Here is a 14,928-nt window from a genome sequence, read left to right as displayed (position 1 = left end):
GCTCATTATGATCAGGTCGTGCCGAACCCCGCGCTGCTGGTCATCGTCCGTCATGCCGAGTCCGCCCGTAACCAGGTGAAGAAGGACAGCGTCTACTTCGCCGACGACGCGGCCCGCCGCGTGCTGCGCGGCCAGCCCGACCACAAGATCGAGCTCACCGACGACGGTCACCAGCAGGCCGAGCAGACCGGCCACGCCGTGCGGGAACGGTTCGGCGTCTTCGACCACGTCTACACGTCGGGGTACACGCGCACGATCCAGACGACCGAGGGCATCCTCGCCGCGTACCCGAAGGAGGAACGCGACCGGATGCCGGTCGACATGAACATCTTCATCCGCGAGCGCGACTCCGGCTACGCCTACGACATGACCGAGGACGAGGCGACGGCGGCGTTCCCGTGGCTCGCCGAGTACTGGCAGACGTTCGGCGGGTTCATGGCCCGTCCGCCCGGCGGGGAGAGCCTGGCCGACGTGGTCAGCCGCATCCAGCAGTTCCTCGACATGCTCGACCGCGACCGCGCCGGCAAGCGGATCCTCGTGGTGACGCACGGGCAGGCGATCCGCTGCTTCCGGTTCGCGTTGGAGCAGTGGGACTACCAGCAGGCGGAGAAGTGGCCGCCCGGTCAGGCGCCGGCGAACTGCGGGGTCACGGTGTACGAGGCGGTCCGCGACCGGCTCGAACTGGCCGAGTACAACACCGTCCACTGGACCGTCGGCTCGTCCGAGGACGGGGTTTCGTCGTAGCCCCTCGCTAGACTCCCGCCGTGTTCACAGTCACCGTCATCGACGAGACCACGGCCGGAGTCCGGGGCGACACCTGGCATCTGGAGATCTTCGAGGAGACCCTGACGCTGCGGGAGCTGATCCGCCGTCGGGTGTTCCAGGAGGTCGCCGAGCACAACGCCCGGGCGCCGGAGTACTTCCGCGGCCTGGTGCAGCCCAGCGACGCCGAGGCCACGCTGAACGGGTACAAGCTGCGCTCGAAGCGGCGGGTCGACCCCGAGAAGCAGGCCGCCACGGCGATGGCGGCGTTCGAGCGCAACGGTTTCGTGGTGCTGGTCGACGACCGTCAGGTGGAGGACCTCGACGCCGACCTGCGGCTCACGATGGAGACGCGCGTGACGTTCCTCAAGCTCGTTCCGCTGGTCGGTGGGTGATGGCGTTCCTGTACCCCGACGAGGTGGCGGCCGTCCGCGCCAAGGCGAAGGCGCGCGACGTCCCCGCACTGGCCGACGAGCTGATCCATGTCGCCGACATCAACGACGGCCACTGGGGTCACGACGGCCGGCGCGTCACCGACGCCCTCGACGCCCTCGACGAGAGCGGGAAGCACGAGCTGGTGGCGGCGCTCATCGAGCGGGCGTCGGGCATCACCGCGCCGGGGCACCGGGCGTCGGTGCACACGCTGGTCACCGTCGTCGGCCGCACGTTCGGCGCGGGGCTGCCGCCCGACGTGGCCGAGACCATGCTGCAGGACGCGGCGAAGCACCACACGTACTGGCCGGCGACGCAGCTGCGCACCTACGCGGAAGCGGTGGTGGGCGACGGACGCCGGCTGTCGCCGGAGGCGGTCGCGGTGATCCGGAGAACGGCGTACGGGGCCCGGTGGCAGGGCGAGGACCTGAAGAAGTATGCGAAGACGCTCACCGAGCCGGTCCTCAACCGCGGCGAGGCGTGGGCCGACGCGGTGATCGCCGACCTGCCGGCGCTGGGTGGGGCGTGGGCGAAGCTGGTCGCGCACGCGGCCACCGCCACGGCCGCGCGCCCCTCGGAGACGTGGAACAAGAAGGCCGTCGCGCTGCTGGCCGACATCCCCGACGAGCAGGCCGGCGACACGGTGCGGCGCTGGCTGTCGCTGGTCGGGCGGCCGCGCACCTGGCCCCTCGAACGGGGCGAGTACGAGCACGAGGTCAACGAGTCCTACGACCTGTTCAACTCCGTCGCGTTGCGGGGGCTGGTCTGGCTTACGGTCCACCTGCCCGAGCACCCCGACACGGCCCGGGTGCTCGGCGGGCTCGTGGAGACGTCGCTGCGCAAGGTCGCCGGGCTCGGTCCGCGCAGTCCCAAGACGGCGAACGCGGCCGTGCTGGCGCTGGCGGGCCTCGGCACCGGCGCGGCGCTGGCGCAGCTCGCCCGGCTCATCACGAAGGTCACCTACAAGGGCACGGTCAAGGAGCTCGACGCGGCGCTGGAGGCGATGGCGCGGTCGCTGAACCTGTCCCGCGACGAGGTGGAGGAGCTGGCCGTTCCCACGTACGGGTTCGCGGAGGTGGGGCGGCGCGTCGTGGAGTTCGGGTCCGGTGACGACCGTGCGGCCACGGCGGTGGTTTCGGTTCAGGGAGGCAGGGCCACGCTCACGTGGTCCAATTCAACGGGACGCACGGTCAAAGCGCCCCCGGCGGCCGTGCGCACCGACCACGCCGAGGACCTCAAAGAGCTCAAGGCGACCGTCAAGGACCTCGACCAGATGCTGTCGGCGCAGGCCGAACGGCTCGACCGGCAGTTCCTCGCGCAGCGGGTGTGGCCGTTCGCGGCCTGGCGCGAGCGGTACCTCGACCACGCGCTGGTCGGCACGCTGGCGCGGCGGCTGATCTGGGTGGTCGACGGCACACCGGTCGCGTTCGTCGACGGTGCGCTGCGCACGCTCGACGGCTCGGCGGTCGACGACGGCGGGTCCGTGGAGCTGTGGCACCCGATCGGCCGGCCGGTCGAGGAGGTCGTGGCGTGGCGGGAGTTCCTGGAACGGCACGGGATCACGCAGCCGTTCAAGCAGGCCCACCGCGAGGTGTACCTCCTCACCGCGGCCGAGGAGCGCACCCGCACGTACTCCAACCGGTTCGCCGCGCACATCCTGCGGCAGCACCAGTTCCACGCGCTGGCCGCCGTGCGCGGCTGGAGCAACCGGCTGCGGCTGATGGTCGACGACACGTACCCGCCGGCGACGCGGACCCTGCCCGGGTGGGGGCTGCGGGCCGAGTTCTGGGTCGAGGGCGTCGGCGAGGAGTACGGCGAGGACACCACCGAGGCGGGCGCCTACCTGCGGCTCGCCACCGACCAGGTGCGCTTCTACCGGCACGGGGCGCCGGAGAACACGGCGCACGCCGGTGGCGGCGGCTACGAGCAGTACCGGTACGTCGAGAACGCGCTCGACGACCCGGTTCCGCTCGCCGACGTGCCGCCGCTGGTGCTCAGCGAGGTGATGCGCGACGTCGACCTGTTCGTCGGCGTCGCCAGCGTCGGCAACGACCCGACCTGGCAGGACGGTGGCCCGCGGGGCCGGTTCCGCGACTACTGGGCCGAGTACAGCTTCGGTGAGCTGAGCGGCACCGCCGAGACCCGCCGCGACCTCCTCGCCCGGCTGGTGCCCCGGCTCGCGATCGCCGACCGGGCCCAGGTCGTCGGCCGGTTCCTGGAGGTGCGCGGGAACCTGCGCACCTACCGGATCCACCTCGGGTCGGGGAACATCCTGATGAGCCCGAACGACCAGTACCTGTGCATCGTGCCGAAGCAGGCGCAGGAGGAGAAGACCGGGCCGGTGTTCCTCCCGTTCGAGGGCGACCGCGTGCTGGCGCTGATCCTCAGCAAGGCCCTGCTGCTGGCGAAGGACGACCAGATCACCGACCGCTCGATCGTCAGCCAGCTCCGGATGTGAGGTCCGCGGCGGCGAGCCGGTGGCGGACCGGCTGCCGGCCGTCGTACCGGAACCGCAGCAGCTCGGCCGCGCCGATCGTGGCGCGGCCGAAGGGCCGGCGGCGGCGTTCGGCCACGAACCGCACGAGGGCGTGCGGGTCACGGATGTCGCCGGTGAAGTGCACCAGCGTGGCGTAGCGGATGTCGCGCCGGAACGCGGCCTCGAACCAGCCGTCCGGGCCGAGCTCGTGGGCGAGCCGGTCGGCGAAGTGGTCGGCGGCGCCGTCGGCCGGGAACGCGCACGCCATGACGCCCGACGGGGTCAGGGTCAGCCCGCGGAACGTGAGACCGACGGGACCGGAGGCGGCGGCCGCCCGGGCGAGCGCCCGCGCACAGCGGTCCGCGAGGTCGCCGGGCGGCGTCGTGCGGTACGGCTCGATGGCGCGCACGGTGACGTGCACCGCGTGGGGCGTGCCCGTGGGCCAGTGGTCGTCGCCGGCCACCGCGAGCGCGTCGGCCGTCGCGGCGGCGAGCGCCGTCCGCGTGCTCCGGTCGGGGACCAGGACGACCGACATGCCCCAGCGGCCACCGTCCACCGGCGGCACGTCGCGGACGTGGGCACCCGAGAGCACGGCGTCGCGTCCACGGACGAAGAGGCGGTCGAACGCGGTCACCGCGGGCAGTCTAGAACCTGTGGAGCGTGAGACACCTTCGACGCACGCCGTGGACTTCTCGCCGGCCATGTGCCGGCGGCTGCGCGCGGTCTCCGGCGCGCTGGTGGTGCGGGCCGACGCCGGCCGGCTGCCGTTCGCCGACGGCGGCTTCGGCACCGTCGTCGCCAACCACATGCTCTACCACGTCGACGATCCCGACGCGGTGCTACGCGAGCTCGCCCGGGTGCTGCGGCCCGGCGGGCGGCTGGCGGTGGCCGTCAACGGGTCCGACCACCTGCACGAACTCGACGCGGTCGGCCCCGCCGTCGGGCGGCCGGACCTCGGCCGGTCGGGCACCCGCAACGACGTGACGGCCGCGACCGCGCCGGCGTACGTGGCGCGCCACTTCACCGGTGTCACCGCCGAGCGGTACCCGGGCGACCTCCGGATCCCCGACACCGGGCCGGTGCTCGCCTACCTGGCCAGCCTGACGGACGAGCCGCTGACCGCCGAACAGGTCGCGGCCGTCACCGCGCTGGTCGGCGCGCGGATCGCCGCGGAGGGCAGCTTCCGGGTCCGCAGGCACACGGTCCTGGTCACCGCCGTCCGCCCGCGGAAATGAGCGGGCATTGACCACGAACTGACGTGGACAGTGAACAGAGCCGCACCCCATCCTCGGCGCACCACCGAATTCGGGAGCGCGGACATGACATATCTTCTCGGACACGACCCGGCCGAACTGGCCCGGCTGGAACACCAGGCGCGGCTGCTCGCACCCGCCACCGGAACCATTCTGCGGCTGGCGGGCATCGAGCCGGGGATGCGGGTACTCGACCTGGGCACCGGCGCGGGTGACGTGGCGCTGCAGGTCGCCGAGCTGGTCGGCCCCACCGGCTCGGTCGTCGGCATCGACCAGTCCGACCGGCCGTTGGCCCTCGCCGCGCACCGGGCGGAGCAGCGCGGCCTGACGAACGTGTCGTTCGTCCACGACGACCTGCACACGGTGCCGGTCACCGGTACGGTCGACGCGGTCGTCGGCCGGCTGGTCCTGCTCTACCTGCCGGACCCGCACGCGGTCCTGCGCCGGTTCGCCGACCGGGTGCGCCCCGGCGGGACCGTCGCGGTGATGGAGTACGAGATGGGCGCGGCGGGCACGGTGCCACCGACCGAGCTCAGCGCGCGGGTCACGCACTGGATCACCGAGTCGTTCCGCCGCTCCGGCCTCGACGCCCATCTCGGCGCCCGCCTGGCACAGGTCATGCGGACGGCGGGGTTCGCGGACGTGACGACGCTCGGGGTGCAGGGGTACCGCGAGATCGGCGACCCCGACGGTCCCCGGATGGCGGCGGGAATCGTCCGGACGCTGCTGCCCGCGATCGAGAAGACCGGCGTGGCGACGCCGGCCGAGGTCGACATCGACACCCTGGAGGACCGCATCGCGCGGGACTGCGTGGACAACGACGCGATCCTGAAGACGCCTACCCTGGTCGGCGCGTGGGCCCGGGTCCCGTGAGCAGGCCGGTCGCGGTGCGCCCGGCGGCGCCGGTCGCGGTGCCGCTCTCGGTTCCGGTCTCGACGGTCCAGAGAAGGTCGGTGAGGTGGTCGACGGCCTTGGCCAGGTGCCGGCGGTAGGTGCTCAGCGGAAGGTCGAGAACCTCCGCCGCGGCCTCCTGGGTCGGTGCGGGTCGCAGGTACGTGCGGTGCAGCACGGCGCGCAGCTGATCACCGCGGGGCTGGTCACCGAGGCTGGTGACGGCCGCCTCGATGGTGGCCCGGAGCCGGGCGATGGTGGGCCCGGCCGGGGTGGCGGCCAGCGCCGTGCCCATCAGCGGGTTGGCGGCGAGCCGGTCGGGGCGGTGCAGGGCGGGCAGGGCCGCCTTGACGGCCGCGGCGAACCGGGTGCGGTCCAGGGGCGGCGGACGCAGCAGGGCGGCCGGTGGCGGTCCGGTCGCGCCGGACCGGCCGCGCTCGTGCATCAGGTCGAACCAGACCTCGACCGGGATGCGCCGCCAGTCGATGCCGTAGACGACGTGCCGCAGGCCGCCGACGTCGACCTCGGCCACCGGGGCGAAGGCCATGTAGTCGAAGAACGGAGCCCAGTGGTCGACCTCGACGACCACGATGAACGCCCACGCGAGCGGACGGGTCAGCCACTCGATGATGCTGGAGACGCAGGCGACCAGCAGCGCGTACAGGCCGCGCTGGTACTCGCCGGCGGCGGCCAGGTACCGGGCGATGAACACCCGTTCGCCGGGCCGCAGCGGCGCGTGGCGGGCGACGTGGTCGAGCGCGGCCCGCACGGCCGGGTCGCGGTCGTCGAGCGCGCAGCCGCTGGGGCACAGCAGGTTGATCGCGAGACCCGCGATGCCGTCGCCGGCCCGCACGACGCTGAGCTGGTCGGGCTGCTCGCGGAGCCAGGCGCGGGCCAGCTCCGCGCTGACGGGCCCCTCGAACCGTTCGAGGATCGCGCACACCTCGTCGTGGTCGACGGGGTGGCCGGGGGCGACCGTCGCCGAGCCCTGCGCGCGCAGGGTGGAGATCGCGTGCGCGAGCGGGCTCGTGCGCATCAGGCACATCAGCTGCTGGGCGTGCAGCCTCCGGTCGAGGTCGCTGCCGGCGCGCAGCCCGTCGACCGCGTGGGCGTAGATGGTCCAGCGGGTGGCGCGGTACCGCTCGGGCGCGCGCCGCTGGAACTCCGCGTCGAGCACGTCGCGGGCCAGGTGATGGAGCAGCAGGCCGCGCGGGCCGGCGGTGATGAACGGCCGCCGGGTCAGCCAGGTCCACACCTCGGGGGCGTCGGAGCCGACCAGCCGGGCGAGGAGGTCCTCGGTGGTCAGCCAGGCGATCGCGCAGGTCACCAGCCCGGTCAGGTGCGCGTCGCCGGGAACGTCGTCCAGGAACGACTCCAGGAGCGCGGTGATCAGGTCGGGCGCGTCGGCGAGGGTGTCGGGTACCTCACCGGAGACGGCGAGGTCGGCGAGCAGGGCCATGGTCAGCGGGTGCCCCCGGCCGAGCGGGAGGAGCCGCTGGCGCAGCGGTGCCGCGACCCCGGCGAGGACCAGCAGCTCCTCGCTCTCGGCCGGGTCGAACGGGTCGAGGCGGTGCACGGCCACCACCTGCCGCCAGCCCGGGTCGGCCCGCCACGGCGCGGCCGGTGGTTCGCGGCCGGCGAGCACCGCGACGCTGTCGGCGCGCAGCCGCGGGATCAGCCCGTCGCGCACCCATCCGTCGATCGCGGCGAGCTGTTCGTAGCCGTCGACGAGCAGGACCGCGCCGGCGAGCAGCCGCTCGACCGGTTCGTCGCCGCCGTCGAGGGCCTGGCGGACGGCCGCCTCCAGCCCCCGCGGCGACGGGTCGACGTCGCGGCCGTCGATCTGCACGACGCGCCGCCCGGCCGCCCGGGCGCGGGCGCGGAACTCCTGCAGCAGGGTGGTCTTGCCGATGCCGCCCTGGCCGTGAACGAACAGCACCCGTCGGCTGGAGCGTCCGGCGACGGCGTCGTCGAAGCTGGCCAGCTCGCGGCGGCGCCCCACGAGGCGTTGCCGCCGCGCGGTGTCCAGCAGGTCGCCGAGGTGCGTCGTCACGCCGTCCACTGTCCCACCCCAGGGCCGGGCGGGGACTGTCGTGCGTTTGTCACTTTTGAACGCTGTGACCGTCAGTGATGCATGGCCGCTCCGCCGGGTGGGTATCCGGCAACGCACGCGACCGTAACCGGTGCGAACCGGACGAGACAGAGGAGTCCACGCGTGCAGATCCAGGTCCACACCGACAAGTACGTGACCGTCAGCGATGGGCTGGTCCAGCATCTCGAGGAGCAGCTCGAGTCGTCGTTGTCGCGGTTCAGTGGCCAGATCGACCGCGTGGAGGTCCACGTCAGCGACGAGAAGGCCGGCGGGCCCGGCCCGTCCGACATGCGCTGTGTGATGGAGACGCGGCCGGCCGGGAAGGCGCCGCTCGCGGTGACCAACCACGCCGAGACCGTCGGCGAGGCGTGCACCGGCGCCGTGCACAAGCTGAAGACGCTGGTCGAGAACCGGTACGCGAAGACGAAGGACCACAAGGGCGCGGAGTCGATCCGTCACCTCGAGGTCGTCGACGAGCCGATCTAGCGCCCGACCGCGCCCGATCGATCACCCCTCCCGATCACCCCGACCGGTCGTCGCCGGCCAGGGCGGCCGGGAGGGGTTCGGCGTGGATGACGTGGAGCACGCTCACGGCCCGGGTCAGCGCGACGTACAACCGGTTCAGGCCACGGGGTTCGGCGGCCACGATGCGCGCCGGCTCGGCCAGCACCACGACGTCGAACTCCAGGCCCTTGGCCAGGCTCGCCGGCACACACACCAGGCGGTCGGTCTCCATCGCGTTCTCGTCGCGGCCGAGGAGGGTGGCGTCGAGCGCCGCGCACAACGCGACGATGTCGTCGTCGGCGGCGATCAGCCCGACCGAGCCGTCGCCGTCGAGGTGGCGCCTGCACTCGCGCGCGACGGTGGCCGCGAGGTCGTCGGTGGCGGTGACCCGCAACGCTCCCGCCGACCGGCGCACCGACGTGGGTGCGGGGTGCCCGGGCGCGATGTGGGGCAGCAGCCGGGCCGCGTACCCGATGATCTCCTCGGGTACGCGGAACCCGCGGTCGAGCACGTGCAGTTCCGTGTCGGGCTGACCGAGGTGGCCGAGCACGGTCGCCCAGTCGTCGGCCGCCCACGGGCTGGTGCCCTGCGCGATGTCGCCGAGCACCGTCATCGATCCGGCGGCGCACAGGCGTCCCAGGGCGCGGCACTGCATCGGGGAGAGGTCCTGCGCCTCGTCGACCACGAGGTGGCTGAGCGACGCGGTGCGGTCGGTCAAGCCCGCGAGCTCGTCCAGCAGAACGACGTCGGCGGCCGACCACTTCGCCGACCTCGCCGACCGGTACGGCTTCGCCCAGAGCAGTTCCGCCTGCTCCCGGTCCAGAAGAAGATCCTCACCCGCGACGGCCAGGAACTCACGGTCGGACAGTAGCCGGAACAGCACCTGTTCCGGTGTGAGCCTGGGCCAGACGGTCTCCAGCACCTGCTTCACGGGCCGCGACCGGGCCACCGCCGCATGGTCGCGGTCGTCGGGGGTCGCGCCGCGTCGTTCCATCTGGACCAGGACCAGGTGGGCCAGGCGCTGCGCGACCGCCTCCCGCCCGGGCGCGTAGCGGGTGCCCGAGTCACGGATGTCGGCCACGATCCGCGCGACGCGCCCGCGGTCGACACGGTACCGCGTGGACCCCTGCAGGTAGACCAGATCGTCGGCGGGCTCGCGCACGTGCAGCCAGAGGGCGCGGCGCAAGAGGTCGGCCATCCGCGCGTCACCCTTGATCCGCGCGGCCCCGGCCGGGTCGGCGCCGGTGACGGTCCGCTCGAAGATCTCCTCGACGGTCCTCTGCCGCACCGACACCTCACCGAGCGCCGGCAGCACGTGGCGGATATAGGACAGGAACGACCGGTTCGGCCCGACCACGGTGACCCCGCCGGTGAGCCGTTCCGGCTCGGTGTAGAGCAGGTACGCGAGCCGGTGCAGGCCGACCGCGGTCTTGCCGGTGCCGGGTGCGCCCTGCACGCACAGGCTGGGCCGCAACGGCGCCCGGACGAGCGTGTCCTGCTCGGGCTGGATCGTGGCCACGATGTCGCGCATCGGCCCGGACCGTGGCCGCTCGATCTCCGCGGCGACCAACGCGCTCTCCGCGGCTGGATGGTCGAGGGGCTCGTCCTCGTACGCGGTGAGCTGGCCGAGGTCGGAGAAGCCGTAGCGGCGGCGCAGCCGCACGCGGTGCGGATCTTGTGTGGTGGCACGGTAGAACGGCGTCGACACGGGCGCCCGCCAGTCGACCACGAGCGGCGTGCCGGCCTCGTCGCGCACATGCCGCCGCCCGATGTAGATGCGGTCGTCGCTCTCGGCCACGGTGCCGGGTTCGTAGTCCAAACGCCCGAAGAACAGCGGCACCTCGGGCAGGTCGGTGAGCTCCTCCCGCCGCCGGGCGCGGGCCAGCCGGTACATGGTGTTGAACCAGACCTCGTCGGAGTCGGAGGACACGTGCTCGGGCGTCTCGGTGCCGACGACGTCGGCCCGCATGCGCCGCAGCGCCTCGCGGGCCCTGTCGAGGTACCCGGCCTCCCGTGAGATCTCCGCGGAACCGACCGTCGTAGCGTGCGCGGGCATGGCAGAGCCCTCTCAATGGACGCGAAGTGAGCAGGCGACGCTACGCAGACCCACCACCCACCTCAACCGAATTAGCGCCCGCCGTGATCGCCGACGGCCCTGCCCGCCGATGTCTTTCACGCCGCTCGCGTGGCTTCCGGCTGACCGTTATCGTCTTCTCCTGACGCGGCAGGTCCGGTGTGGGAGGTGCGATGATCGCGCTGACCGGTGCGTCCGGGCGTCTCGGGCGGCTGGTGACCCGGATGCTGCTGGAGCGCGTCGACGCCGCCGGGGTGGTGGCGCTCAGCCGCACGCCGCAGGCGCTTGCCGGCATCGGGGTGGCCACCCGCGAGGTGGACTTCGACCGGCCGCACACGCTGCCGCGGGCGCTCGACGGGGTCGACCGGCTGCTCCTCATCTCCACCAACGTGCTCGGCCGGCGCGTCCGCCAGCACGACGTGGCGGTGCGGGCGGCGGCCGCGGCCGGGGTGGGGCACGTGCTGTACACGTCGATCGCCCGGGCCGCCGACGACGACAACCCGGCGTCGGTGGCGGCCGACCACCGGGCCACCGAGGGTGCGCTCGCCGCGAGCGGTGTTCCGTACACGGTGCTGCGCAACAGCCCCTACACGCAGCTGGTGCTCATGGGCATCGAGACCATGCTCGCCACCGGCACGCTGCTCGACAACAACGGCGACGGCGCCACGGCGTACGTCACCCGCGAGGACTGTGCGGCCGTGGCCGCCGAGGTGCTGGCCCGTGGCGGCCACCGCGGCGAGGTCCTCGAGGTCACCGGGCCGCAGGCGCATACGCAGTTCGACATCGCCGCGCTCATCAGCGCGTTCAGCGGCGTGCCGGTGCGGTACCAGCCGATCAGCGACGAGGCCACCGTCGCCGACCTCGTGGCCGCGGGCATGGGCGAGCCGGAGGCGCGCGAGTTCGCCACCATCGGCAAAGCGGTCCGGCACGGCTACACCAGCCTGGTCACCGACGTGGTCGAGCGGGTCACCGGGCGGCCCGCCACCTCGGTCGCCGAGTTTCTGGAGTCGCGGCTGCCGGGCCGCGCCGAACGCTGGTCACCCGGAAAACGTCCCACGGCCGAGCGCCGCGCGTTCCAGGCCGCGCGGACGCGGCCAGGCTCGCGGCGGCAGAGACCACGTGACGCGCGTTAGCGTGGTCCGGTGACCTTGGGTGGAACGATCAGCACGGCCCGGCTGGGCGATCTGACGGTGAACCGCGTCGGGTTCGGCACGATGCGGCTACCGCAGACCGGCACGGCGTTCGCGCCCGACGCCGTGCCCCGCGACCGCGGGCAGGCCGTGGAGGTGCTGCGCCGCGCGGTCGACCTGGGGGTGAACCACATCGACACGGCCGCGTTCTACTTCTCGCGCACCCGGTCGGCCAACGAGCTGGTCAACCGGGCGCTGGCCCCGTACCCCGACGACCTGGTGATCGCCACGAAGGTCGGGCCGCGACGGTCCGCCGACGGCGGGTGGCTGGAACCGGCGACCCCGGAGCAGCTGCGCGGCGAGGTCGAGGAGAACCTGCGCCAGCTCGGGCGTGACCACCTCGACCTGGTGTACCTGCGCGTGTCCGGGCCGGGACCCGTCGGTGAGCACGTCGGTGCGCTGGCCGCGCTGCGGGAGGCCGGGCTGATCCGGCACCTCGGGCTGTCGGCGGTCGGGCCGGCGCAGGTCGCCGAGGCCGAGGCGATCGCTCCGGTGGCGAGCGTGCAGAACGCCTACGGGCTCGGCCACCGGCCCGGCCAGGACGCGTTCGTGCGCGCCTGCGGCGAGAAGGGGATCGCGTACGTGCCGTTCTTCTCGATCGCCGGTGCGGGGCGGGAGGCGGGCACTCCCGCGGACTCCGCGGACGATGCCGAGGTGATCGCGGTCGCGGGGAAGAACGGGCTCACGGCCGCGCAGGTGAGGCTGGCCTGGGTGCTGCAGCGGTGGCCGCACGTGCTGGTCATCCCGGGCACCGGCGATCCCGCGCACCTGGCCGACAACATGGCGGTCGGCGGCGTCCAGCTGAGCGCGAACGACCTCACGAGGCTCGACCTCGTTCACCAGCGATCTTGAGGATGACGCGCACGCTCGCGTCGACGTCGTCCTCGTCGGTGAGCCAGTTCGACACCGAGATCCGCATCGCGGCGCGGCCCCGCCAGGTGGTGCCGCTCACGAAGCAGGTGCCCTCCTTCCGGACCGCGTCGAGGATGGCGTGGGTGCGGTCGTCCGGTCCGTCGAACCCGACGAGGACCTGGTTCAGCACCACCTCGTTGAGCACCGTGACCCCGTCGGCGGCCGACAGCCGGTCGGCGAACCTCCGGGCCAGCGCGCAGCAGCGGTCGACCAGGTCGGCGACCCCGCTGCGGCCGAGCGCGCGCAGCGCCGCGTAGACGGCGAAGCCGCGGGCACGCCGGGAGAACTCGGGGTTGTGGTCGAGCGGGTCACGGTCGCCGCTCGCGGAGTGGATCAGGTACGCGGCCCGCACGCTCATCGCGGCCCGGTGCGCGGCCGGGTGGGCACAGAAGACCAGCCCGGAGTCGTAGGGGACGTTGAGCCACTTGTGGGCGTCGGTGGCCCACGAGTCGGCGCGCTCGACGCCGGCCAGCAGCGGACGCGTCGCCGGGCTGGCCATGCCCCACAGCCCGAACGCGCCGTCGACGTGCACCCAGGCGCCGGCCGCGTGCGCGAGGTCCACGATCGGGCCCAGCGGGTCGACCGACCCGGAGTTCACGTTGCCCGCCTGCGCGCACACGATCGCCGGCCCGCTGTGCGTCGCCAGGGCCGTGCGCAGCGCGTCCACCCGCATGCGACCCTGACCGTCGGCCTCCACCGCCACGATCGAGCCGGTGCCGAGGCCCAGGAACCGCAGGGCCCGGTCGATGGTGTCGTGCCGGCCGGCCCCCGCGAACACCCGGATCGGCGGCGCGCCGACGAGGCCGTGCGTCTCGACGTCCCAGCCGACGCGGCGCAGCACCTCGTGGCGGGCCGCGGCGAGCGCGGTGAGGTTCGCGAGCTGGGCGCCGGTGACGAAGCCGAACGAGGCGTGCGGCGGCAGCCCGAGCAGGTCGACCAGCCACCGTCCGGCGACCTCCTCGACCGTCGCGGCGGCCGGGCTGGTCGCGTGGAGGCCGGCGTTCTGGTCCCAGGCGGTGGCGAGCCAGTCGGCGGCGAGCGCGGCCGGGGTGGCGCCGCCGATGACGAACCCGAAGAAGCGTCCGCTGCCGGTGGCGACCAGTCCCGGCGTGGCCGCCGCGACCAGGTCACGGACCACCTCCTCCGCGGGCGTCGGCGTCTCGGGGGTCGGGCCGCCGAGCGCCGGTCGGGCCTTCCCGCTGCCGACGGGACGGTCGGGCAGGCCGGTCAGGTGGGCCAGTGCCAGCCGGTACGCCTCGCCCAGGGGTGTCTGCCAGTCGGTTTCGCGCATGCTCCCAGGGTGGACGCCGGGCGTGTGAGCCGGCGTGTGACGGCGCCGCCGCTATCCGACAGATTGTCTGCAGACGGTCTCCACACGGTCTCCATGTCCCGGGCGGCCGGTGCGGGCAGAGTCCCCGGTATGGACACGCTGACCTCTTTCAGGAACGGCATCGACACCACCGTGCTCGACGTCACGGTCGACGTGGTGCGCGGGGCACCGGAGACCGGCCGGTTCCGGTTCCGGGCCGAGACCGCCTGGATCGACGGGACCCACAGCCGCAGCAGCGTGCGTGACTTCTACGGCGTCGGCCAGAACCGCCCCCGCGACCGCGCCTTCACCCTGGACGCCGACCACCCGCCGGTGCTGGTCGGCCGCGACCGCGGCCCGACCCCGGTGGAGTACGTGCTGCACGCGTTGACCTCGTGCCTCACGGCCGGGATCGTGCTGGCGGCGGCCCAGCGCGGTGTGCGCCTGACCGACATCCGCTCGACGGTGGTCGGCGACCTCGACCTGAACGGGCTCATGGGCCTGGACCCGGCGGTCCGCAACGGCTTCGAGGGGATCGGCATCCACATCGTCGTCGACGGCGACGCGTCCGAGGAAGTGCTCGCCGAGATCGTGGAGCACGCGCGCACCCACTCGGCGGTGTTCGACATCGTCACCAACCCCGTGCCGGTCACCATCGACATCGCCTGACCCGCGCCCTACGGCGTGCCCTCGTCCCTGACCCGCGCGCTCCGGCGTGGCCGCGTCCCTGACCCGCGTCGATCTTGCAGTTGTGGCCGCCCCTATTTGCGTAAATGTCGTGTTTTGAGGGAGGCCACAACTGCAAGATCGGCGGAAGGGGGGCGTCGTGAGGGCCGTGGACGGCGCCCACCTGTGTCGCTGGATGCGTTGCGCCACACGGCGGTCTCGCGAACCTGACAAAGCACCAGTAGTGTCACGGGTCGCAGGTTCGCGCGCAGTCGTGGGTTGGGCAAGGGTGACATATCAGCCCGGCCCGCCACTGTCCGTCATCGCAAATCCGCCCACCAGGTCTGTGCGGTCGCCCTGATCGTCG

13 protein-coding genes are annotated in these 14,928 nt (G+C 73.3%); 9 read left to right on the top strand and 4 right to left on the bottom strand.

What is annotated here, in order from left to right:
• The first annotated feature begins 18 nt into the window (after positions 1-18).
• Genes Voc01_RS29565 through Voc01_RS29555 form a run of 3 tightly spaced genes read left to right on the top strand, consistent with a single transcriptional unit; the run spans position 19 to position 3,652 of the window.
• A complete protein-coding gene (locus tag Voc01_RS29565; RefSeq protein WP_203930871.1) occupies positions 19-744 on the top strand; it encodes a histidine phosphatase family protein in 726 nt (241 codons plus the stop codon).
• Positions 745-764: 20 nt separating this feature from the next.
• The gene (locus Voc01_RS29560) at positions 765-1,157 is read left to right on the top strand and encodes a hypothetical protein (protein ID WP_239160569.1); all 393 of its coding nucleotides are present in this window, start codon (positions 765-767) and stop codon (positions 1,155-1,157) included.
• Positions 1,157-3,652 (top strand): DUF4132 domain-containing protein, encoded by a 2,496-nt coding sequence (locus Voc01_RS29555; protein WP_203930870.1) that lies wholly within the window; start codon positions 1,157-1,159, stop codon positions 3,650-3,652. Before Voc01_RS29560 ends, Voc01_RS29555 begins: the two co-directional genes overlap by 1 nt.
• On the opposite strand, the gene Voc01_RS29550 is transcribed toward Voc01_RS29555, so the two are convergent.
• Entirely contained in the window at positions 3,633-4,304 is a 672-nt protein-coding gene (locus tag Voc01_RS29550; protein ID WP_203930963.1) for a hypothetical protein, read from the bottom strand. The two genes, Voc01_RS29555 and Voc01_RS29550, sit on opposite strands and share 20 nt — an antisense overlap.
• A gap of 19 nt (positions 4,305-4,323) precedes the next feature.
• On the opposite strand from Voc01_RS29550, the gene Voc01_RS29545 reads away from it, so the two are divergent.
• Both Voc01_RS29545 and Voc01_RS29540 read left to right on the top strand, forming a co-directional pair.
• Positions 4,324-4,905 (top strand): class I SAM-dependent methyltransferase, encoded by a 582-nt coding sequence (locus Voc01_RS29545; RefSeq protein WP_239160568.1) that lies wholly within the window; start codon positions 4,324-4,326, stop codon positions 4,903-4,905.
• 84 nt (positions 4,906-4,989) lie between these two features.
• Entirely contained in the window at positions 4,990-5,796 is an 807-nt protein-coding gene (locus Voc01_RS29540) for a methyltransferase domain-containing protein (protein WP_203930868.1), read from the top strand.
• Here the strand turns inward: Voc01_RS29540 and Voc01_RS29535 are convergent.
• Entirely contained in the window at positions 5,762-7,867 is a 2,106-nt protein-coding gene (locus Voc01_RS29535) for an AAA family ATPase (RefSeq protein ID WP_203930867.1), read from the bottom strand. The two genes, Voc01_RS29540 and Voc01_RS29535, sit on opposite strands and share 35 nt — an antisense overlap.
• A 162-nt stretch (positions 7,868-8,029) precedes the next feature.
• Between Voc01_RS29535 and Voc01_RS29530 the strand changes: the two genes are divergently transcribed.
• Positions 8,030-8,392, top strand: a complete 363-nt coding sequence (locus Voc01_RS29530; protein WP_203930866.1) for an HPF/RaiA family ribosome-associated protein — start codon at positions 8,030-8,032, stop codon at positions 8,390-8,392.
• A 34-nt stretch (positions 8,393-8,426) separates the two neighbouring features.
• Here Voc01_RS29530 and Voc01_RS29525 read toward each other — a convergent pair whose 3' ends face one another.
• Complete coding sequence (locus tag Voc01_RS29525) at positions 8,427-10,466, bottom strand: HelD family protein (RefSeq protein WP_203930865.1); 2,040 nt, start codon at positions 10,464-10,466, stop codon at positions 8,427-8,429.
• A 191-nt stretch (positions 10,467-10,657) separates the two neighbouring features.
• On the opposite strand from Voc01_RS29525, the gene Voc01_RS29520 reads away from it, so the two are divergent.
• Together Voc01_RS29520 and Voc01_RS29515 are read left to right on the top strand one after the other, a co-directional pair.
• Positions 10,658-11,617, top strand: a complete 960-nt coding sequence (locus Voc01_RS29520; RefSeq protein WP_203930864.1) for an NAD(P)H-binding protein — start codon at positions 10,658-10,660, stop codon at positions 11,615-11,617.
• 9 nt (positions 11,618-11,626) lie between these two features.
• Positions 11,627-12,526 (top strand): aldo/keto reductase, encoded by a 900-nt coding sequence (locus tag Voc01_RS29515; RefSeq protein ID WP_373873886.1) that lies wholly within the window; start codon positions 11,627-11,629, stop codon positions 12,524-12,526.
• Here the strand turns inward: Voc01_RS29515 and Voc01_RS29510 are convergent.
• Complete coding sequence (locus tag Voc01_RS29510; protein WP_203930863.1) at positions 12,492-13,877, bottom strand: pyridoxal phosphate-dependent decarboxylase family protein; 1,386 nt, start codon at positions 13,875-13,877, stop codon at positions 12,492-12,494. The genes Voc01_RS29515 and Voc01_RS29510 overlap by 35 nt on opposite strands.
• A 129-nt stretch (positions 13,878-14,006) precedes the next feature.
• On the opposite strand from Voc01_RS29510, the gene Voc01_RS29505 reads away from it, so the two are divergent.
• Complete coding sequence (locus Voc01_RS29505; protein WP_203930862.1) at positions 14,007-14,564, top strand: OsmC family protein; 558 nt, start codon at positions 14,007-14,009, stop codon at positions 14,562-14,564.
• Positions 14,565-14,928: the final 364 nt, after the last annotated feature.

It is taken from the genome of Virgisporangium ochraceum (genome assembly GCF_016863655.1).
In the GTDB taxonomy this organism is placed as follows: Bacteria; Actinomycetota; Actinomycetes; order Mycobacteriales; family Micromonosporaceae; genus Virgisporangium; species Virgisporangium ochraceum.
This window is presented reverse-complemented; position numbering and strand designations above follow the sequence as displayed.